The following is a 20127-nucleotide window of genomic DNA, read 5'->3' as shown; positions in this document are numbered from 1 at the left end:
CAAGGACGAACGGCGATGACTCCACAAAGAGATGTACGTATTCGCCATACCAAGGATTTAACCTTCAGCCTGTTAACCCCGGAAGATGCCTTTGAACTGTTGGCGTTTGAGACCGCAGAGCGGGCGTGGTTTGAGCAGCATATCGAAGCGCGCAGGAAGCAGTTTTATACCCCGCATGGTGTGTCACAGCATATTGTTGAGTGTCTGGCACTCAATGCTCATGGGCGTATGAGCCCTCAGCTTATTCGCCATAAAGGCGTCATTATCGGGCTCGCCAATCTGCGTGATATTGATCAGGGCAGTGCTCAGGTCGGCTATCGCCTTGCTGAAAACGCCTGCGGGCAGGGAATCGCCCAAAAAGCGCTTCATCACCTGATGAAAGAGGCCCGCTGTATTTATGGTCTGGACACGCTGACAGCGACCGTTTCGGTTGAAAACAAGGCATCTCAGCGCGTGCTCGAAAAAGCCAAGTTCACATTAGTTGAAAAACTGTCGGCTTATTCTCACGTAGCCGATCAGCACCTGGAGTGCTTGGTGTATCAATGTGCGCTAAGGGAAAAGATTGAATGCCCGTAAGTTCAAGCTGTTCCCATACGGGCTGATCGTCTTTTGGTAAGTGGTAATAACGTGTACTAACCTTTAAACGCATTAATGGACAAACATTACGCCAACGGGAGGGTTTAACAATGCCTATGCTGAGCGTCGGCACGGAGCAGGGTACGCCGGTAGAGCTTTATTACGAAGTATACGGAGCAGGTAAGCCCGTGGTACTTATCCACGGCTGGCCATTGAGCGGCCGTTCCTGGGAAAAGCAGGTGCCCGCCCTGGTAGAAGCAGGCTACAAGGTTATTACTTACGACCGCCGTGGGTTTGGCTGGTCCACCCAGGCAGATGGCGGGTACGACTACGATACGCTGGCCGCCGACCTGAAAAAGCTGATTGATACGCTTGATCTTAACGATGCCACACTGGTGGGCTTTTCCATGGGCGGTGGAGAAGTGGCCCGCTATATTGGAAGCTACGGCACTGGCCGCGTGACGAAAGGCGTATTTGCCGCTGCCGTTCCGCCTTACCTGTATAAGGCAGATGATAACCCGGATGGTGGGTTGGATGACGCGACCATTAACGGGTTTTTGGACGGTGTTCGCGGTGACCGGATCGCATTTCTGGAAGACTTCACCAAGGATTTTTTCTCAACCTCTGATAACAGTGACTTAATCAGCGAGCCAAATCGACTCTATCATCGCGATATCGCCGCCTTTGCCTCGCCACTAGCCACCTATGAATGCGTCAAAGCGTTTAGCTATACCGACTTTCGCAAAGACCTGCCCAAAATCGACGTGCCTACGCTGATACTCCATGGCGACGGCGATCAAATTGTACCGTTTGAGGTCAGCGGCAAACGCGCCGCCGAGCTTTTACCTGAGGCGAAAACGCATATTATTAAGGGTGGCCCACATGCGATTAACGCAACTCATGCTGATGAGTTTAATAAAGTGCTGATCGATTTTATCAAGAGCTGATTAAACGATTATCTTGCCGTTAGCGCCGCCCCCGGGGCGGCGTTTTTAATGGCGGAGCATTAAAGCGCTAACACCAGGAGTTAACGATGAGTGACGCATCAGCGTTAAGAAAAGTAATGGCACCTACTGGCGTACTGCGCGCCACCATCAATGTCGGTAATCCTGTTCTGGCAGGGCTTGATGTCGAGCACCAGCCGTTTGGTGTGTCGGTTGATCTGGCAACATTGATTGCACATAGACTGGAGGTCGAGCTTGAACTTCAGGTGGTTGCCTCTGCGGGTGAGGCCGTTGACGTTGTCAGCCGAGAGGAAGCCGATATGGGCTTTTTTGCGCTCGACCCCAGGCGCGGCGAGAGCATCGAATTTACCGCACCCTATGTATTCATTGAGGGGTGTTACCTGGTCCGTGAAGACTCTCCGATCACGGCGCAGGAAGAGGTAGATCGCCTCGGGCAGCGTATCGTGGTGGGTAAAGGCAGCGCTTATGATCTGTACCTAAGCCGCACCATTGAACAGGCCGAGCTGGTCAGAGCCCCCACGTCGCCCAAGGTGGTGGCGTTCTTTAGAGAGCATCAGTTGGATATCGCCGCAGGCGTTAAGCAGCAGCTGGAAGCCGGTATCGAAGAGTTTGGTGGCATGCGGTTACTGCCCGGCCACTTCATGACCATTCAGCAGGCCATGGGCGTTCCTAAAGGCCGCTCGCCCGAAGCGGCTGCATTTCTTTCCGCGTTTATTGAAGAAGTCAAAGCGCAAGGTGAGGTAGCCCGTTTGCTGGAGAAGCACGGTGTTCAAGGAGTCTCGGTCGCGCCCAGCGCTTAATGGACTGACGCCAGGCCGCTTGAGTAAGCGGCTTGGCGGATTGATGTTCTTCATCGTTGTTTCTTGGTATCAACCCTCAATCCACACATCAGCTTCTTTAAAGCTCACCTTCCAGGTAGCTAGCGTGACGCTGTCGTCTTCCACGCACTGGCCATCTTCCAAACGAAAGTGCTGCTTGTAAATGGGGGAAGCCACCACGGCGGCGCCCTTTATATCGCCCACAATGCCGTGGGCAATCACATTGGCGTTGGAAAACGGGTCGTGGTGATCAATCGCGTAAAGCTCACGCTCAAAGCCCGGCAAGTAAAATAGCGCGACTTGCGTCGGCCCCTGTGGTGTTTCAAGCCACGCAGCAACCCCGGAAAACGCGACTAGGTCGGTTTTGCTGCACAGTTTATGGCCGGTCGGTGCCTGTCTGCTTTGTGTAACCGTTGCTTGCTTCACTGCGGTAGCGGTCATGGAGTAGCCCTTTAAAGTGATGTTGGTTAGGCAGGCCGTAGCTGGCCGCGCTCACTGGTCATGATGATCGATGGGTCGGGGCGGCTATCGTTGACGTAGCTTCTAAAGCGCTTGAGCTTATCCGGGTCACTGATGGCGCCTGCCCATTCGCACTGATAGTTATCCACCACGGTTTGCATCTGGCGCTCCAGTTCATCACCCATGCCCAAGCTGTCGTTGAGAATCACCTCTTTCAGATACTCCAGCCCGCCTTCCAGGTTTTCCCGCCATACCGAGGTACGCTGCAAGCGATCCGCCGTGCGCACGTAGAACATCAGAAAACGGTCGATGGTGCGGTAGAGGGCTTCGTCGTCAAGATCGGTGGCAAACAGCTCGGCATGGCGTGGGCGCATGCCGCCGTTGCCGCACACGTAGAGGTTCCAGCCGTTTTCGGTGGCGATAATGCCGATATCCTTGCTTTGCGCTTCGGCGCATTCGCGGGTACAGCCTGATACGCCAAATTTGATCTTGTGCGGTGCACGAAGGCCCTTGTAGCGGTTCTCAAGTTTGATCGCCATGCCCACGCTGTCCTGCACGCCGTAGCGACACCAAGTGCTGCCCACGCAGGATTTCACCGTACGCAGCGACTTGCCGTAGGCGTGGCCGGTTTCAAAGCCAGCTTCGATCAGCTCGCCCCAGATATCAGGCAGGTCTTCCAGGCGTGCGCCGAACAGATCAATCCGCTGGCCGCCGGTGATCTTGCTATAAAGGCCGTACTTTTGCGCTACCTGACCCAGCACCACCAGTTTATCCGGTGTAATTTCCCCGCCTGCAATGCGCGGCACGACCGAATAGGTGCCGTTTTTCTGCATATTGGCCATGAAAGTGTCGTTGGTATCCTGAAGCGGGATATGCGCAGCGTCGGTAATCGGCTCGTTAAAGCAGGAGGCGAGAATGGAACCGACCGCAGGCTTGCAGATATCGCAGCCCAAGTGGTGGGTGCTAGGCGCGCCGTGCTTTTCGATCAACTCGCTGAAGGTCTTGATGCCCTCCACGCGCACGATGTCGTAAAGCTCTTGGCGGGTGTGCTGAAAGTGCTCGCAAATCGACTTGTCCACCTCAACGCCGCGTGCGGCCAGCTCATGATCCACCACGCTTTTCAAAAGCGACGCGCAGCCACCGCAGCCGGTGCTGGCGCGGGTGTCACCTTTCACGGATGCCAAGTCGCTGGCGCCTGCGTCAATGGCCGCGCAAATGCTGGCCTTGGTGACGTTATGGCACGAGCAGATCATTGCCGTTTCCGGCAGCGCGTCCGGGCCAAGTGCCGGGGCGGCGCCGCTTTGCGGCAAAATCAATGAGGCGGGCTCTTTGGGCAGCTCGATACCGTTGGCGTAATACTGAAGCAAGGTGTCGTAGACGCTGTTATCGCCCACCAGCATGGCGCCCAAGAGCTTCTTGCCGTCGCTTGAGACCACCATCTTGCGGTAAATCTGGGTAAGTGGGTCAAGGTAGCGAAACATCCGTGCGCCGGGGTTTTGAGTGCCGTGGGCATCGCCAATCGAGCCGACGTCCACACCCAGAAGTTTAAGCTTGGTGCTCATATCGGCACCGGTAAAAGAAGCATCGCCACCGGTGAGCGTCGAAAGCGCTGTCTTTGCCATCTGATAGCCAGGCGCCACCAGGCCAAAAATGCTCTGATTCCACAGCGCCACTTCGCCAATGGCTAAAATCGCCGGGTCGCTGGTTTGGCACTGATCGTTGATCACTACGCCGCCGCGCTCGCCGATCTCCAGGCCGCACTCCCGGGCCAGTTGATCACGCGGGCGAATACCCGCCGAGAACACGATCAGGTCGGTTTCCAGTATTTTGTCATCCTGAAACACCATGCGATGGCGGCTGGCTGCACCATCTTCAATGCGCTGAGTGGCCCGCTCGGTGAGTACCTGAACACCCAAGGCTTCGATTTTTTCGCGCAGCAGCTCGCCGCCCTCGCTATCCACCTGCATGGGCATCAGGCGTGGGGCGAACTCAATCACCGCGGTTTCCAGATTCAATCCGCGCAGTGCGTTGGCCGCTTCCAGACCCAACAGACCGCCGCCCACTACAACGCCGGTGGCCGCACTTTGCGCCGCCTCGCGGATGGCGTCCAGGTCGTCCAGCGTGCGATACACCAGGCAGCCTTCGCGATCGTTACCGGGAATGGGCGGCACGAAAGGGTAAGAGCCGGTGGCCAGTACCAGATGATCATAGGCGTAATGGCCGTGCTCGGTGGCTAGCGTTTTTGCCGCGCGATCGATGGAGATCACCGCTTCGCTGCTGTTGAATGTCACGCCATGGCTTGCGTAGTAGTCGGCATCACACAGGGCCAGCGCTTCGGCGTCGCGGCCCTTGAAGTATTCAGAAAGGTGCACGCGATCATAAGCACGATGGCGCTCTTCGCCAAACACGGTGACGTTCATCTGTGACAGGGCACCGTTTTCAACCAGCTGCTCGACCAGGTGGTGGCCGACCATACCGTTACCAATAATAATCACGTTGCGTTTAGAGGTGATGGACATGGCTAAGCTGCCTCCAGCGTCGATGAGGGAGTGGGTGGGGTATCAAGAAGCAGGGCGTTGGCATCGGCTTCACCAAACAACAACGCCTGGCGGCAGGCGCCCAGATCGGTTTTGGCTAGCGCCTGGGCGAAATACCAGGGGCCGGAATGGGTATCGCCATACAGCACGGCGCCTTCAAGCCTTCCGTTGCGCAGTAACAGGCGGCGGTAGTCGCCGTTTTCCGGGTCGCTGTAATGCAGTACTTCATGTTCTGGCGCGGCCTCCGTGGGGCCAAACGCGTAGAGGGCCAGGCCGCTGATTTTAAGCTTGGTAGCGGTTGGCGCCTCACGATAGCGGACGCTGCCATCGCCACACAGCGTGTTGGCTAACACATCTACCTGGCGCCAGATCGGCTCGACCAGGCCGTAGGTGTGCTGCTCGAACTGGCAACACTCGCCCAATGCATGAATATGCGGGTCGGAGGTAGTGAGCGTGTCATCAACCATGATGGCGCGCTGTGTAGCCAAGCCTGCCTGATGGCCAAGTTCTGCGTTAGGTGTAACGCCGGTTGCCACGATGACGCTTTGGGCAGGCAGGCGCTGGCCATCCTCCAGTACAACGGCGGCCAGGCTTCCCGCGCCGTCGTCTTCAAAATGGCTGATGCGTGCATTGGTTAAGATGGTCAAGCCACGTTGGGTAAGCGTCGTTTCTAGAAGCCCAGCGGCCATGCTATCCAGCTGACGATTCATTAACCGCTTACTTCGCTGTAGAACGCTGACGCTGGCACCCCGCTTGCGAAGCCCTTCAGCGGCCTCGAGCCCCAACAGCCCGCCGCCGACCACGACGCATTCCCCGCCCTGCAAGGCAAACTTTGCGAGCGTGTCGGCATCTTGCAGGGTACGAAACCCATGCACGCCGTTAAGGCCAATGCCGGGTACCTCGGGCAGCGTCGGGCGTGAGCCGGTGGCAATCACCAGGCGGTCATAAGTTAGCGTGCGGCAGGGAGTGACAACGCGCTGTTCTGCACGGTTGATCTCCAGCACGCATTCATTTAAGTGCAGGGTGATACCTTGCTTGGCGTACCACTGCGCATCCCGCAAGGTGAGGGCGCTAGGCGGCATTTCATCGGCGAGCAGTGGCGATAGCAGTATCCGGTTATAAGCGGGAGATGCTTCTGCACCAATCACCGTTATTTGCTGGGGTCGGTGAGGCAATTTAACGACCGCCTCTAGCAGACGCTGGCTCGCCATGCCGTTGCCGATAATGACCAAGTGATCATCAGACGAGCACCGAGAGATAGCGATCATGGGTTGCTCCTTACTGTTTCGCGCTTGGCTGCCAATACCTGTCTACAAAGACCTGGCTACAAATATCTGGCAGCGATAAATGCTGTCGTGGCGCAGCGCTGAAGAAAAAACAATAAAAAAGCCCCTGAGTTAGCGTCCCGGGCAAGTGGATTGCCAGGAAAACCGTATCAGGGGCTTCGTTGCCCGGTAGCTGAGGCCAAACCCGTTCGTGGGTTAAGCACAGAGCAGCCACCGTTGGCTGCCAGCTAGACTTGAATTTATCTAATCAGTACAGGGCAATTAATCAGCCAAACATCGCTCGTTATTTATTTTTATATTACTTATCAATAGGTTGATTTAAATAAATAGGTTGAAGAAAGCGCCTTTTCAGCCGCTTAAGCTCAGCCTGCGCACGCTCTTGGTGCGCTAAGCGGTAAAGATGCACCGAGAGTAGTCAGCGTTTGAAAATAAACTGTCTACACGGTCGGTCGAAAGATATTCTATTGTTTATTAACCTGCTGTTTAAGCTGGTATTTTTATTTTAATAGGCTGGTTGGCGCAGGCCTTGCTATTACCTTGGTAACAAGCAACAAAGCACAGACGGGTTTATCGGCACAATAAAATGCAGCCATCGAGTTTGACGGGCAAATAACAACGCTAACGCCATCAGACGACAGGCCATTAATAAATGTGTCCAATCCCAGCAGTGCGACATTCGGCACCGGTGCAGGTGTCCCTGAGACAACGGCGTCCAGGCAGGCTTCTTATGAGGCTCGCTTGGGCGCTTTTTGCTTTTTAAGCGGGAGGAAATCAGTATGTCCCAGGCCACACGCTCGGCTTGTAAAGCAAACACGACGTGCCCTTATTGCGGTGTCGGCTGCGGCGTAACCGCCACTGTGGCAGGCGGCACAATCAGCGCGGTTGAAGGCGACCGCGACCATCCCGCCAATTTTGGCCGGCTGTGTGTGAAAGGCTCGGCACTGCACGAAACCCTTGGCCACCATGACCGGCTCACCACGCCCTGGGTCGATGGCCAGGCCGTTGACTGGAATGTGGCATTAACCACCTTGGCAGAGCGGTTGCAAACGACTCGCGCAACTTACGGCGCAGAGTCCGTGGGTGCTTACCTTTCAGGTCAGCTATTAACCGAAGATTACTATGTGGCCAATAAGCTGTTTAAAGGCTTTTTAGGCACGCCGCACCTGGATACCAACTCGCGACTCTGCATGGCTTCTGCCGTGGCGGCGTATAAACGCTCGTTGGGCGCAGACGCCGTTCCCTGCAACTATGAAGATATTGAAGAGGCCGAACTGGTGGTGCTGGTGGGCTCGAATCTGGCCTGGAACCACCCGGTGCTTTACCAGCGCTTGAAGGTCGCCAAAACGCGCAATCCGCTGATGCGGGTGGTGGTCATCGACCCGCGCGTGACCGACAGCTGCGAAATTGCCGACCTGTACCTGGGCATCGCACCCGGCAGCGATGCGGTGCTGTTCAATGGCCTGCTGGCCTGGATGGCTGAGAATAACAAGCTGGATCAGCTCTATCTGGATCGTCATACACAAGGTTTCGACGAAGCGCTGCTGGCTGCGAGCCACTGCGACATTGATGACGTGGCGGCGATATGTGATATCGACCCTGAGCGGCTGGAGACCTTTTACTACTGGTTTGCCAGCCAACTCCATGTCGTGACGCTCTACTCCCAGGGCGTCAATCAATCCACCAGCGGTACTGATAAGTGCAATGCGATCATCAACTGCCACCTGGCTGGCGGCAAAATCGGCTTGCCGGGAGCAGGGCCTTTCTCGATTACCGGCCAGCCCAATGCCATGGGCGGGCGCGAAGTGGGCGGGCTTGCCAACCAGCTGGCCGCGCATATGGATTACCACACCCCCGGCGCCCTCGGCCGGGTCACCCGCTTTTGGGCGACGGAAATGTTAATGCCCGAACTGCCCCTGGCGCCTGGCTATAAGGCGATTGAGCTTTTTGACGCGGTTGAGCGGGGCGAAATAAAGGCGCTGTGGATAATGGCCACCAACCCGGCGGTCAGCTTGCCGGATGCCGCCCGCGTGCGGCGTGCGCTTGAAAAGTGCCCGCTGGTGATTGTGTCTGAATGCGCCAGCCATACCGATCTACTGGCCTACGCCGATATCATTCTGCCTGCGACTGGGTGGTCGGAAAAAGACGGCACGGTGACCAACTCCGAGCGGCGTATTTCACGCCAGCGTGGCTTGCTACCCGCGCCAGGCCAAGCGCGTCACGACTGGTGGATTATGTGCGAAGTTGCCAAGCGGTTGGGCTTTAAGGAGGCGTTTGACTATAGCCATCCCCATGAAATTTTTGACGAGCACGCGCGCCTTTCCGGCTTCGAGAATGAGGGGGAGAGCAAACGGCTCTTCGATATTTCCGGTTTGGCGGGGCTTGGGCGAGAGGCCTACGATGCGCTGGCGCCGATTCAGTGGCCGGTTACCTTTTCAGCGCCTCACGGAACGGCGCGGTTGTTTGAAGACGGTGAATTCGCCACGCCTGATGGGCGCGCCAGTTTCATCGCCATAACGCCTCGCCTGCCGGGGCAACGCTTGAGTGACGCCTATCCGCTGCGCCTGAATACCGGGCGTATTCGCGACCAGTGGCACACCATGACACGCACGGCACGTGCGCCCCGGCTGATGAATCATCGCCACGAGCCATTTATCGAACTCCACCCAAGCGATGCCGCGCGCTATGGCATTGGCGATCAGCAGCTGGCAGTATTGTCCGCCGCCAGCGGCGAGTATCGGGGGCGAGTGCGTATCTCAAACGCCCAGCGGCGTGGCGAGGTGTTTATTCCCATGCACTGGAGCGATGCGTTCAGTAAATCGGCGCGTAGCGGCGCCATGCTGGAGGCCATCACCGATCCCGTTTCAGGCCAGCCGGAAGCCAAGCACGGCGCGGTGGCACTGGCGCCGCTGAACACGGCTTGGGAGGCAACGCTGTTGATTGCCCAGCCATTAGGGGATAATAGTCAGGAAGTGCCCGCGTGGTGCAAAAGCGATTACTGGGCGCGCGTACCCATGCAGGGCTGTCAGCGCTGGCAGCTGGCTGATGCAAATCCGGTACATGACTGGCTGGCGCTACTCGCCACGTGGCTACCCGATGAGGCTAGTTTGTGGTGTGAAGACAGCGGTAAGGGTCGCCTGCGCGCTGCGGCTATTGTGCAAGGCAAGCTGCACTGGTGGTTAATGGTTGGCCCGCCGCGCGAATTGCCGGGGCTTGCCTGGCTTGAAGCACGTTTTAACGAAACAGCCATAAGTGATAAGCACCGGCGCCGGCTGCTGGCGGGGTGTGATGATGGCGCAGCGGATACCGGCCCTGTGGTATGCAGCTGCCACCAAGTGGGCCAAACGGCGATTGTTAATGCCATTCGTACCGGTGATAGCAGCGTGGAAGCCTTGGGTGCACGGCTTGCCTGCGGAACCCAGTGCGGTAGTTGTTTGCCTGAATTGAAGTCCCTGATTGAAGAGGAGCGTTCACATGCGCGTGCTAAGCAAGCGTCTACTACACAAGTGGCCTGAGGCTTTGATGTGCTTTACGCAGCGTGTGCTGTCGCCATTTCAGCGCTCCACGCGCAGCGCACCAAGCGTGCCTTCGCTTAAACTACGCGGCGATTGCACGGCCGGGCATGTGTATCTGGTCGGCGCGGGCAGTGGGGATATGGAGCTGTTAACGCTGAAAGCCGCGCGGCTGTTAATGCAGGCTGATGCTATCGTGTATGACCGTTTGGTAGGCGACGATGTGCTGGGGCTGGTTCCGCTTTCCGCCGAGCGCTACTACGTCGGCAAGGCCAGCGGCCATCACAGCATGCCGCAGGCGGAAATTGGCGCCTTGATGGTCAAACTGGCGACCGCCGGCAAATCGGTGGTGCGCTTGAAAGGCGGCGACCCCGGTATATTTGCGCGTATGGGCGAAGAGCTTGCCGCCCTGGCGGATGCCAATGTGCCCGCGCACATTGTGCCCGGCATTACTGCGGCGTCTGCCGCTGCCGCAAGCCTGGGGATTCCGCTCACCGACCGCGGCCACTCTCAGCAGTTGCGCTTTATTACCGCCCAGCTCTGCCGTGAGGGTGGCGCGCCCGACTGGCAAACCCTGGCCCGCCGTGATGAAACCCTGGTGTTTTATATGGGGCTTTCCAAGGTAGAGGCCATTTGTGCAGGGCTACGCCAGGCCGGGCTGCCCGATGAGTGGCCGATCATGCTGGTAGCCAATGCCAGCCTGCCCGAACAGCAGGCGCTGGTGGGTACGCTTAAAGACATGCCCCAACGCCTGGCGGACCATCCGCTGCCGTCACCTTGCGTGATTCTGGTAGGCAGCGTGGTCAGTATGGTGGCGAGCAGCCCCGCGAATGCGCTTGCCTCAGCGGGCATCATCGAAGCGGTCGACCCGGCGTAACGTCGGGAACAGGCGCATCCACAGGCCGACCACCGCCAGCGTGCCCACGCCGCCAATCACCGCGGCGGGCACCACGCCAAACCCGGCCGCCATACTGCCCGCGCGGAACTCGCCCAATTCATTGCTTGAGCCAATAAACAGCATATTGACCGCATTCACCCGGCCGCGCATTTCATCCGGCGTGGCTAGCTGAATCACGGTGGTGCGTACATAAACGCTGATCATGTCGGCCGCACCCGCCACCAGCATGGCAATCATCGATACCCAGAACAGGGTCGAGAACGCGAATACCAGATTCGCCAGACCAAACACGGCCACGGCGGCAAACATCACATGCCCCGCGCGACGCTTGATGCCGCGAACGCCAAGATAAAGCCCCATCAATAGCGCGCCCACCGCAATCGCGCTGCGCAATGCACCCAAGCCTTCCGGGCCCACGTGCAGGACTTCCTGAGCGTAAATGGGCAGCAGTGCCACGACGCCGCCCAGCAGCACGGCAAACAGATCCAAGGATATGGCGCCCAGAATAATCGGCTGATAGCGGATATAGCGAATGCCGGCAGAAAAGCGCTTCCAGGCGGTACTTTCTAGAACCTTGGCTTTCTCGACATAGCGCACCGGTACCAGCACCAGTAAGGCCAGCGCGACGATAAAGCACCCCAAGCACACGGCATAAGCCAGGCTGCCGCCGCCCACACTGTAAAGCACGCCGCCCAGCAAGGGCCCGCTAATCACCGCGACTTTCATGATCGAGCTATTCAGCGCAATGGCCTGAGCAAGCTGAGCGCGGGGCACAATATTGGGCAACATACTTTGCAGCGTCGGGCCGGTAAACGCCCGAGCACAGCCAAACAGAGCCAGCACGGCATAAAATTCAATAACGCTACCGTGATTGGCCTGGGCCAATAAAAGCAGCAGCGCGCTACAAATGCCCTGTACCGCCCAGCTGAGTTGCAGAATGCGCTTGCGCGGAAAGCGGTCGACCACATCGCCTGCGGGCAGCAGTAAAATCACCATAGGCAGAAACTGCGCAAGCCCCACGTAGGCCAGCGACATGGCGTCTCGGGTAATGTCATATACCTGCCAGGCCACCACAATGGCCTGAATCTGCATGGCAAACACTGCCGCTAATCGAGAAAGAAGAAAGCTTAGAAAGCCCGGTTGGCGATGAATGGGAAGCAGCGGGACATCGGTAGCGGCAAGCGTGTCGTTATCGGGGGGCATGGGCGGTATCTTGGTTATTAAAAGAATGTTAGCAAGCGAATTTTCATAATTCTATCGCTTATAGCGCCAAACATGGATCAAAAAGCCCGTACATTACGCTTGGCTAATGGCAAACCGGTTAAGGGCTTTTTTCAACCAGTGGTTGAAGTCACGCGGTGGCTGCCCCATGTTAATTAACACGCTATCAATAGAAAAGGATGTTAATGATGCAAAAAGTTATGCCTAACCCGGGTTTCGGTACTTTTCGCCTGGAAGGCGATACGCTTAAAGAGAGTATCCATGCGGCGCTTGAAGCGGGCTACCGTCATATCGACACTGCCCAGTTTTACGGTAATGAGAAGGGTGTTGGCGAAGCGATTCGTGACAGCAGCGTGCCGCGTGGCGACATCTTTCTGACCACCAAGGTGTGGCACGACAATCTGGCGCCGCAGCGCCTGAAAGAGAGCGTCGATGAAAGCCTAGAAAAGCTCGGCACCGATTACGTTGACCTGCTGCTGATCCACTGGCCATCGCCGGATAACGAAGTGCCGATGAAAGAGTATCTGGCCGCTCTCAAGGAAGTGAAAGCGGTGGGCAAGGCGCGCCATATTGGTGTATCCAACTTCACCATTGAACAGCTTGATAAAGCGGTGGAGATTTTGGGTAAAGGCGAAATCCTCACCAACCAGATTGAAGTGCATCCTTTCCTGCAAAACCGCAAGCTGGTTGAGCGCTGCGAGCATCACGGTATTCAGGTAACGGCCTTTATGCCGCTGGCGGTGGGCAAGGTAATGGACGATGCCACCCTCAAGCAGATCGCTGATGCGCATGGCGTAACGCCTGCGCAAATTGCCCTGGCCTGGGTTAATCAGCGCAACATGATCACGATTCCCTCATCCACCAAGGCACGTAACATTCAAAGCAATATTGCCGCGTTTGATCTTGTATTAAGCGACAGCGAAATGGCCGATATTGCCAAGCTTGATCGCAAGGAGCGCATCGCCAACCCTGACTTTGCACCTAAATGGGATGAGTGATTTTAAATGAGTGCCTGGGAACATTAGGCAGCTCATAATGTCCTAGCGGTGCCTGTTTCAGCAGGCACCGCTTTTATATGAAAGTTGTATAACTCCGCTTTACAGGAAGATTCCATGAAGCAAAAGATTCGCGACAACGCGCTCAAAGCCCAGCTACGCACGCCCATGTTCAAGATGCAGCAGCAAACGCCCAAAAGAGGTAAAGGCAGCTACTCCCGTAAAGGGCGCAAGGCCCAGCGGGGGTATCGCCAAGCCGCTTGATCAGGCGTTTTGGCAATGCTTTTGAAACCATATTAACGTCTTAATCTTTGTACAAAAACTGCTTACACTCGACTATACAGCGTTAAAAATCAGCTCAAGCGTAAGTCCGAACTCGGCTTCCCATCAAAATACTCATTTATGCGCGTAAAATCGCTTGAGAGCCCAGTCCGTTTCCGCTAATTTTTGCCTTGCCTTGCCTTGCCTTGCCTTGCCTTGCCTTGCCTTAGCTCAGCGACGTTTCGCACAATGCCGAATGCATGCCTAAGTCAGACTAATCCGGCGCCAAGACGGGGTTACTGCATAGCACTAGTTCTCGGTGCAAGTAGTTTCAGCGCCAGTAGGCTGGCATGTCTCCAAGCGATAGCCCGACTGGTATATGCTTTTTAGACGTAGGCCATGCTGCCCATCTAATTCGAGTTTGCGCCGAAGACGGCTAACGTGGGTATCGACGGTACGCGTAGAAATATCACCTTTCATTCCCCATATCAGTTCCAGCAAATGTGGACGGGTAAGCAATTCCCCCGTTTTGGAAAAAAACAGGGCTGCAAGGCGGTACTCTCGCTCAGTCAGATTTACGGGCCGCTCATCCAGGTAAACAATACGCTTCTCGATATTGAGCGAATAGGTTTCAGAAAAATTAGCGGCTGTTGTAGAGGGGGTATATCCCATTCGTCGGCTTAATGCATTGACCCTAGCAATCAGCTCTTTGGGTCGGAGAGGCTTGGCCAGGAAATCGTCGGCCCCCTGCTCTAGAGCTTGTACGACGTCATCCTCATGCTGACTAGCGGTAATAAACAGAATCGGGCCTTTCCAGCCGTCATGCTGACGAAGGTGACTAACAACGTCCATGCCACAGCCATCGGGTAAGCGCCAATCAATGATAAGAAAATCGAATAATTGCTGCTGAGTGCTTCTTCGTAGTTCATTGGATCGACCAAACAATGACACCTCATATCCAGCCGAGAGCAAGCACTGTTTTATAAACTGTTGTTGATCCAGATCATCCTCAAGTACACCAATATGCATGGATTAATACCTATCCCCGCTATTTAAGCACTCTTTAACTATGTCGTTATAAACATTGTAAATTACGCAGCAACGTTAGCTAATTAGAGTTTATAGTACCTCCTTGACACAAAGTTTCACAGTTAGCCTTTAGGAGGCCGCTATATACTCAACCTTCAATCAACATGTCTTCTTGGGAGGGGCTTAATCATGGTTCGATATGTAGTTGTCCTAGTGGCTATCTGGTTTTTGACATTGCCGTTTCATGCTAGCGCTTTGGACAAGCCAGAAGGTCCTGTCATGCTGATAGTGACAGGTACATTGGCGCATCCCAATAGTGGTGATGAGGCACATTTTGACCGAGCTATGCTGGAAGCTTTAGAGCAGCATGATACGCTCACGAATACGCCCTGGCATGATGGTCAGGTTCGCTTTTCTGGCCCCTTGGGGCGTGCCATCTTGGAGGCGGTTGGTGGAGACGGCGAACAAATGCGGATCACCGCGTTAAATGATTATGCGGCTACGGTTCCGGTCAGCGATTTTTATCAATATGATGTGATTTTGGCCATGAGTGCGGATGACGAGCCTCTGCGCATTCGTGACCAGGGGCCTCTTTTTGTCATCTACCCTTTTGATGATTCACCAAAGTTATTGAATGAAGTAATACTCTCACGCTCAGTTTGGCAGGTGCATAGGATCGATATTGAATAATAACGCGAATCTTTAATGGATAAGTATCCAATGCTGTCAGGCTTGAAACGCTATTTTTCCCGGCGTGCACGGATTGCCACTTTTTCGGCAATCCTTTTTTTCTTTTCTGCTCTCACCACGGGCGGGGTTATTTTTCAGCGTCAACATGCGCTGGAAAACCGGCTGTTGGAAAACTTGCTTTGGGCGGGCTATCAGCTCGATAGAGAAGTCAGAGAATTCCGTTTAAGTCTTATTGAAGCAACAGCATACCCTGTCTCAGCGGAAGATATTTTATTACGATGGCTCTTCGACGTTGGGTGTGGAATTCGCCCCCTGAGCTGGGCCAGAATATGACCTCCACAGCGGCAGGAGGTATGACATGGACGGCACCCAGATTCTAACACTCGGCCTGGGCTTGGAAGCGCCCTGGATCCTCAAGAACCAGTACCTGGATACCGCCGTGTCGCCCCACCGCTTGGACCTCTATGTCGAGGCGGAGCGAGGCAGTCTCTATCCCTGCCCAGAATGTGGTAAGGCCTGCCAAGCTCATGACTTTGCCGACAAAACCTGGCGGCATCTGAACTTCTTTCAGCATCACTGTTACCTGCATGCTCGCGTGCCGCGCACGAAGTGTCCTGACCATGGCGTCAAGCGCATAGAGGTGCCCTGGGCCCGGCCGGGCAGCGACTTTACCCTGCTGTTCGAGCAAGCGGCCATGTCACTGGTCAAGGAGATGCCGGTACTGGCCGTCTCCCGCCAGTTGGAGATTTCCGACAAACGACTATGGCGCATCGTGCACCACTACGTTGGCCGCATGTTGGGGGAACTGGATCTGTCCAAGGTGGTGACGGTCGGCGTGGACGAAACCGCCTCCCGGCGCGGTCATCGCTATGTCACGGTGTTCCTCGACATGCAGCGCAAGCGGGAACCGGTTATCTTTGCCGTCCCAGGCTGCGGCAAGGATGCCATCCAGGCTTTCAGCGCCTTCCTGGCGGCCCATGGCGGCGACCCGAATAATGTGGTCGAGGTCGTCTGCGATATGTCGCCAGCCTTCCTTAGCGGCGTGACCGAGCACCTTCCCAAGGCCGAGGTAACGGTCGACTGGTTCCATATCGTACAGACCTTCACCAAGCGGCTGGACGAGGTAGGCAAGAAAGAGCGCCGGGAGCAGGGGCACCCCAAGTCGCTGCGCTGGGCCCTGCTGAAGAACCTGGATAACAAGAACCTGACACCCAAACAGCTTTCGGCGCTCCAGGAGTTGGTGGCCGATCAGAGCGCCACGGCCGATGCCTGGGTGATCAAGGAGAAGCTACGCTGGATCCAGAAGGCTCCAACGCCCAGAGCGGCTCGGTGGCGCATCACGAACTACCTCAAGGTCATGCAGGCGGCGGTGTCTGAAAAGCCACTGCTGAAGCCGATGGGGAAAGCCCTGGCGACGCTTGAGCGGCACGCCGACGCGGTGGTCAGACGCTGGCTCTCGGGACTGACGAACGCAAGACTGGAAGGAATGAATGGTCTGTTCCAAGCGGCTCGGTCACGAGCACGTGGCTACCGGAACGAGGCCAACTTTATCGCCATGATCTACCTGATTGGCAGCCCGGTGGGCCGCCTATTCGATCAGGCCAAATCCACGTGAAGTGACGAAGAACCATTACGATACGAGATTCTTTATAGCCGGAAGAACTTATTTTTCCAGGGTGATATTGGTAAGGAGGTTGCACTTATAGAGAGCCTTAAAACGAATGTGCAGGCATCTGAAAATCTCATAATGGAAATCGATTCGTTATTGGAGGATCTCTGGCATAACCCTTCAGGCCTTACCCCTTTACTAATTAATACGTTGCTCGCTAAAACATCTATACTGCAGAAGTTAACCTCTGACGCTCTGGTCGACACCAATGCCAATGTCGCGCGAATGCGTACCGATGAGCGTGAATCTTTGGCACAGCTTTATGGCTTGGCACTTCTGCTGATTACACTTTTGATGATATCGGGCGGGCTCCTTGTCCGTGCGCTTATAAGAGAGGGTCGCTCCAATTTAGAGAAAGCACAAGCGCTTGAAAAGCAGAGCCATGAGCTGAATGTGGCAGCACAGCAGGCCGAGACGGCTAGTCGGGCGAAATCTGAATTCATGGCAGTTATGAGCCATGAAATACGTACTCCACTTAACGGAGTTGTTGGTATGGCCGACTTGTTAAGCGAAGAGGTGAGTACTCCTGATGCAACAGCATATTTAGCTGCGCTTAAGCGCAGTGCCGATAGTTTACGAAGCGTGATTAATGATATTCTGGATTATACTAAAATAGAGTCTGGTAATTTAGATCTCGATATTCAAGCTTTTGATCTACATAAATGTATTGATGAACTATGTATTGGCTATAGCCTGCAATGTAAGACAAAATCCGTTTCCTTTAGCTACGCTAAATCAGCCGATTTGCCCCAGTTTGTAAAGGGAGATGTAGTACGGATTCGACAAATCATAATGAATCTCATCAATAATGCTATTAAGTTTACAGACGAAGGTTTTGTAAAGTTCACGATCCACAGCGAGGCCGGCCATTGGGTTCGTTTCGAGGTGCGTGATACTGGGTGTGGTATTTCTGAGCAAGATCAAGCCCAACTCTTTTCCGCTTTTGCTCAAGTGGATACATCCATTGCACGAAGACATGAAGGAACGGGGCTGGGGCTTGCCATCTGTAAACGGCTTGTTGGATCAATGCAGGGTGATATTGATGTCAACAGCATGGAAGGGGTTGGTAGTCGTTTCTGGTTCTCGATTCGGCTGCCAGAAACGGATGTACTGCCAGAATACTCTACTCAGAAAAGCCTGCGTGGTTTGATTTCTAACCAGCATATCCTGATTGTCGAAGATAACTCATTAAATCAGACGGTCGCTAAGGTAATGCTTGAGCGGTTAGGGCAACGAGTAAGTATTGCTGATAATGGTGAGGCAGCGCTTACGTTACTCAAAGCACATAGTAGCGATGTCGACCTGGTACTTATGGATATGCAAATGCCGGTGCTGGATGGCGTGCAAACAACACAGCAGTGGCGTGAATTTGAACAGCTTCATCAGTTATCTCGGTTACCTATTGTCGCCATGACGGCCAATGTGATGCCAGAGCATCGCGAGCGCTGCCTGCAAAGTGGCATGGATGACATGATACATAAACCGTTTACTCGCGATGAACTCTACCAAGTCTTATGCCGTTGTATCTTGCAAAAGGAGAGCGTTAACGCGCCTATCTCAGATACCGAGAGGGAAACAGATGCCGGTGTATTAAAGCAACCCGAGGAAAAGGGGAAAATTCTTGATACACGCCTCTGCGAAGAATTAAAAGACACTTTTGATTCGAATACTCTCGATAACTTGCTGACAACATTCTTGAAGCGTCTTGATATCCGCGGAGAGCGCCTTGCTGCCGCTTTAAAGGCTGGCGAGCGAGATGTTTTTTGTCAAGAAGCCCATTCGCTTAAGGGAGCGGCGGCCTCTTTGGGATGTACTGCTATAGCGGCCCTGGCAAACCGTCTTGAAGCCCTCGCGCTAGTCGATCTTGGCAGTGAACTTGAGCTGTCTTTACAGCAACTACCGGCTTTGGAAAAATCTACTCAGCTCGCGCTAGAACAGGCTGGCATGCTTAGTTCATTAAAGTCCAATTCAGACATCCGATGACTGAACCAAGCGTTAAAAGCCTCTGCTGTTAATGGGCGAGAGATAAAGTATCCCTGACCTAATGGGCATTTTGCTTCCCTGAGCAAGCGCTGCTGCGCTTGAGTCTCGATACCTTCGGCTATTACCGTCAGTCCTAAGCGCTTTCCCAAATCGATAATGGATAGTGTAATGGCGTGGGCAGCTTGGTCCTGGTCTATCAGCGATACAAAGCTACGGTCAATTTTAAGCTTGCTAAAGGGGAGGCGATGAAGCTGAATCATTGAGGAGTAGCCGGTGCCAAAGTCATCTAGCGCGAGCTGGCAGCCTCGCTCAAGCAGTGCTTCAAGTACGTGCCGGGCATATGCCAAGCACTCAATGCCCGCTGATTCGGTCAGTTCTAGTGTAATACGATCCAAGGCGGAGTGGTGCTTACGCGTTAGTTGATCAAAGGTTTGTAAAACGCTCTCGGCTTTGACCAGTTCTGCAGGGACGTTGATGGCAATATCCAGTTTCCAGCCCATTGCCTGCCATTCTGCCTGTTGCTTCAGGGCAAGCTCAAGAATGCACCATGTCATGGGCACCATCAGCCCACTTTGTTCAGCCAAGGGAATAAAACTGTCGGGATAAAGTACGCCGCGCTCGGAGTCCTGCCAGCGGACCAATGCTTCAACGCCTATGATGCTTCCGCTCTCAAGATCTAGTTGGGGCTGGTAAACTAAAAAGAGCTTTTTATCGCCAATCGCCGCTTCCAGCTCCTCCACTGATGGCGCTTTGAGAGAAGTTTCAAGTGGCTTCAGAAAAGAGGCAAGTCCTATAAGAAGGTCAGATTTCGGCAAAAAGCCCAACATACGTAAGCCTTTGCCTTTGCCTACCTCGATAGCATGTGTAGCCGTCTCCTTCGAGCAGCTACTAATAAGAAGAATGGCAGCGTTCAGGCGCAGATCGTGAAGATAGTCGAGAATGTCTAAACCGGTAAACTCGCCAAGGCCAAAATCAAGGAGAATCAGGTCCACGTTGAGAAGGGATGGGCGGCGCGCCAGCTCTCCCAGGCTTCCAACAGTTACAGCCCGGTAGCCCTGTTTTTCCAATAACAGTTTGCCTAATAATTGAATTTCGGGATCATCATCAATCACCAATGCATTACAGGCCATATCGATTCCTTGAAAAGCTTATTTATGCCAATGAAAATTTTGTGGCTCGACTATCGTCTCGTCATTATTCAAGAGGTCGCTATCACCGAGGGCTTGCTGAT

17 protein-coding genes are annotated in these 20127 nt (G+C 54.7%); 11 read left to right on the top strand and 6 right to left on the bottom strand.

Annotated elements, in window-relative coordinates; translation table 11 throughout:
- The first annotated feature begins 15 nt into the window (after positions 1–15).
- The 3 genes from ACT3R7_RS16835 (at position 16) to ACT3R7_RS16825 (ending at position 2341) form a co-directional block, all read left to right on the top strand.
- The gene (locus ACT3R7_RS16835; protein ID WP_193053450.1) at positions 16–576 is read left to right on the top strand and encodes a GNAT family N-acetyltransferase; all 561 of its coding nucleotides are present in this window, start codon (positions 16–18) and stop codon (positions 574–576) included.
- 110 nt (positions 577–686) lie between these two features.
- Positions 687–1523, top strand: coding sequence for an alpha/beta fold hydrolase (locus ACT3R7_RS16830; protein WP_193053451.1), 837 nt, complete (start codon positions 687–689; stop codon positions 1521–1523).
- 86 nt (positions 1524–1609) lie between these two features.
- Positions 1610–2341: an ABC transporter substrate-binding protein gene (locus ACT3R7_RS16825; protein WP_193053452.1), complete on the top strand. Its 732-nt coding sequence runs from the start codon at positions 1610–1612 to the stop codon at positions 2339–2341.
- A gap of 69 nt (positions 2342–2410) precedes the next feature.
- Here the strand turns inward: ACT3R7_RS16825 and nirD are convergent, their stop codons facing one another.
- The 3 genes from nirD to ACT3R7_RS16810 are packed head-to-tail and all read right to left on the bottom strand — an operon-like array spanning position 2411 to position 6623.
- A complete protein-coding gene (gene nirD, locus ACT3R7_RS16820) occupies positions 2411–2800 on the bottom strand; it encodes a nitrite reductase small subunit NirD (RefSeq protein ID WP_193053453.1) in 390 nt (129 codons plus the stop codon).
- A 26-nt stretch (positions 2801–2826) separates the two neighbouring features.
- On the bottom strand, positions 2827–5337 hold the full coding sequence (gene nirB, locus ACT3R7_RS16815; protein ID WP_193053454.1) for a nitrite reductase large subunit NirB: 2511 nt from the start codon (positions 5335–5337) through the stop codon (positions 2827–2829).
- A 2-nt stretch (positions 5338–5339) separates the two neighbouring features.
- Positions 5340–6623, bottom strand: coding sequence for an NAD(P)/FAD-dependent oxidoreductase (locus tag ACT3R7_RS16810; RefSeq protein ID WP_193053455.1), 1284 nt, complete (start codon positions 6621–6623; stop codon positions 5340–5342).
- Between the two features lie 794 nt (positions 6624–7417).
- Here ACT3R7_RS16810 and ACT3R7_RS16805 point away from each other — a divergent pair.
- Positions 7418–10153 (top strand): nitrate reductase, encoded by a 2736-nt coding sequence (locus ACT3R7_RS16805; protein ID WP_193092694.1) that lies wholly within the window; start codon positions 7418–7420, stop codon positions 10151–10153.
- On the top strand, positions 10113–11027 hold the full coding sequence (cobA, locus tag ACT3R7_RS16800; protein WP_193092695.1) for a uroporphyrinogen-III C-methyltransferase: 915 nt from the start codon (positions 10113–10115) through the stop codon (positions 11025–11027). The genes ACT3R7_RS16805 and cobA overlap by 41 nt, the downstream gene beginning before the upstream one ends.
- Here the strand turns inward: cobA and ACT3R7_RS16795 are convergent.
- Positions 10992–12251, bottom strand: a complete 1260-nt coding sequence (locus tag ACT3R7_RS16795; RefSeq protein WP_193092696.1) for an MFS transporter — start codon at positions 12249–12251, stop codon at positions 10992–10994. The two genes, cobA and ACT3R7_RS16795, sit on opposite strands and share 36 nt — an antisense overlap.
- A 197-nt stretch (positions 12252–12448) precedes the next feature.
- On the opposite strand from ACT3R7_RS16795, the gene dkgB reads away from it, so the two are divergent.
- Both dkgB and arfA read left to right on the top strand, forming a co-directional pair.
- Positions 12449–13267: a 2,5-didehydrogluconate reductase DkgB gene (gene dkgB / locus ACT3R7_RS16790; RefSeq protein WP_193092697.1), complete on the top strand. Its 819-nt coding sequence runs from the start codon at positions 12449–12451 to the stop codon at positions 13265–13267.
- Between the two features lie 114 nt (positions 13268–13381).
- A complete protein-coding gene (arfA, locus tag ACT3R7_RS16785; protein WP_018917849.1) occupies positions 13382–13528 on the top strand; it encodes an alternative ribosome rescue factor ArfA in 147 nt (48 codons plus the stop codon).
- A 306-nt stretch (positions 13529–13834) separates the two neighbouring features.
- Here arfA and ACT3R7_RS16780 read toward each other — a convergent pair whose 3' ends face one another.
- Positions 13835–14554, bottom strand: coding sequence for a response regulator transcription factor (locus tag ACT3R7_RS16780; RefSeq protein WP_193092944.1), 720 nt, complete (start codon positions 14552–14554; stop codon positions 13835–13837).
- A gap of 213 nt (positions 14555–14767) precedes the next feature.
- Between ACT3R7_RS16780 and ACT3R7_RS16775 the strand changes: the two genes are divergently transcribed.
- The 4 genes from ACT3R7_RS16775 to ACT3R7_RS16760 all read left to right on the top strand — a co-directional run bounded on the left by ACT3R7_RS16775 (position 14768) and on the right by ACT3R7_RS16760 (position 18896).
- Positions 14768–15244, top strand: coding sequence for a putative pterin-binding protein (locus ACT3R7_RS16775; RefSeq protein WP_192539929.1), 477 nt, complete (start codon positions 14768–14770; stop codon positions 15242–15244).
- A 15-nt stretch (positions 15245–15259) separates the two neighbouring features.
- Positions 15260–15577, top strand: coding sequence for a hypothetical protein (locus ACT3R7_RS16770; protein WP_496199308.1), 318 nt, complete (start codon positions 15260–15262; stop codon positions 15575–15577).
- 25 nt (positions 15578–15602) lie between these two features.
- On the top strand, positions 15603–16859 hold the full coding sequence (locus tag ACT3R7_RS16765) for an ISL3 family transposase (RefSeq protein WP_496199307.1): 1257 nt from the start codon (positions 15603–15605) through the stop codon (positions 16857–16859).
- A gap of 108 nt (positions 16860–16967) precedes the next feature.
- Entirely contained in the window at positions 16968–18896 is a 1929-nt protein-coding gene (locus ACT3R7_RS16760) for an ATP-binding protein (protein ID WP_441675407.1), read from the top strand.
- Here the strand turns inward: ACT3R7_RS16760 and ACT3R7_RS16755 are convergent.
- The gene (locus ACT3R7_RS16755; RefSeq protein ID WP_192537999.1) at positions 18833–20026 is read right to left on the bottom strand and encodes an EAL domain-containing response regulator; all 1194 of its coding nucleotides are present in this window, start codon (positions 20024–20026) and stop codon (positions 18833–18835) included. The two genes, ACT3R7_RS16760 and ACT3R7_RS16755, sit on opposite strands and share 64 nt — an antisense overlap.
- Between the last annotated feature and the right edge of the window lie 101 nt (positions 20027–20127).

It is taken from the genome of Halomonas sp. AOP43-A1-21 (assembly GCF_052376775.1).
Classification (GTDB): Bacteria; Pseudomonadota; Gammaproteobacteria; order Pseudomonadales; family Halomonadaceae; genus Vreelandella; species Vreelandella colorata.
Note: the sequence above shows the minus strand (reverse complement) of the source record. Positions and strands in the feature narration are given on the sequence as shown.

Coding starts and splice junctions, on each gene's coding strand:
- ACT3R7_RS16835 (WP_193053450.1), top strand. CDS start 16: ATGACTCCACAAAGAGATGTACGTATTCGCCATACCAAGGATTTAACC.
- ACT3R7_RS16830 (WP_193053451.1), top strand. CDS start 687: ATGCCTATGCTGAGCGTCGGCACGGAGCAGGGTACGCCGGTAGAGCTT.
- ACT3R7_RS16825 (WP_193053452.1), top strand. CDS start 1,610: ATGAGTGACGCATCAGCGTTAAGAAAAGTAATGGCACCTACTGGCGTA.
- nirD (WP_193053453.1), bottom strand. CDS start 2,800: ATGACCGCTACCGCAGTGAAGCAAGCAACGGTTACACAAAGCAGACAG.
- nirB (WP_193053454.1), bottom strand. CDS start 5,337: ATGTCCATCACCTCTAAACGCAACGTGATTATTATTGGTAACGGTATG.
- ACT3R7_RS16810 (WP_193053455.1), bottom strand. CDS start 6,623: ATGATCGCTATCTCTCGGTGCTCGTCTGATGATCACTTGGTCATTATC.
- ACT3R7_RS16805 (WP_193092694.1), top strand. CDS start 7,418: ATGTCCCAGGCCACACGCTCGGCTTGTAAAGCAAACACGACGTGCCCT.
- cobA (WP_193092695.1), top strand. CDS start 10,113: ATGCGCGTGCTAAGCAAGCGTCTACTACACAAGTGGCCTGAGGCTTTG.
- ACT3R7_RS16795 (WP_193092696.1), bottom strand. CDS start 12,251: ATGCCCCCCGATAACGACACGCTTGCCGCTACCGATGTCCCGCTGCTT.
- dkgB (WP_193092697.1), top strand. CDS start 12,449: ATGTTAATGATGCAAAAAGTTATGCCTAACCCGGGTTTCGGTACTTTT.
- arfA (WP_018917849.1), top strand. CDS start 13,382: ATGAAGCAAAAGATTCGCGACAACGCGCTCAAAGCCCAGCTACGCACG.
- ACT3R7_RS16780 (WP_193092944.1), bottom strand. CDS start 14,554: ATGCATATTGGTGTACTTGAGGATGATCTGGATCAACAACAGTTTATA.
- ACT3R7_RS16770 (WP_496199308.1), top strand. CDS start 15,260: ATGGATAAGTATCCAATGCTGTCAGGCTTGAAACGCTATTTTTCCCGG.
- ACT3R7_RS16765 (WP_496199307.1), top strand. CDS start 15,603: ATGGACGGCACCCAGATTCTAACACTCGGCCTGGGCTTGGAAGCGCCC.
- ACT3R7_RS16755 (WP_192537999.1), bottom strand. CDS start 20,026: ATGGCCTGTAATGCATTGGTGATTGATGATGATCCCGAAATTCAATTA.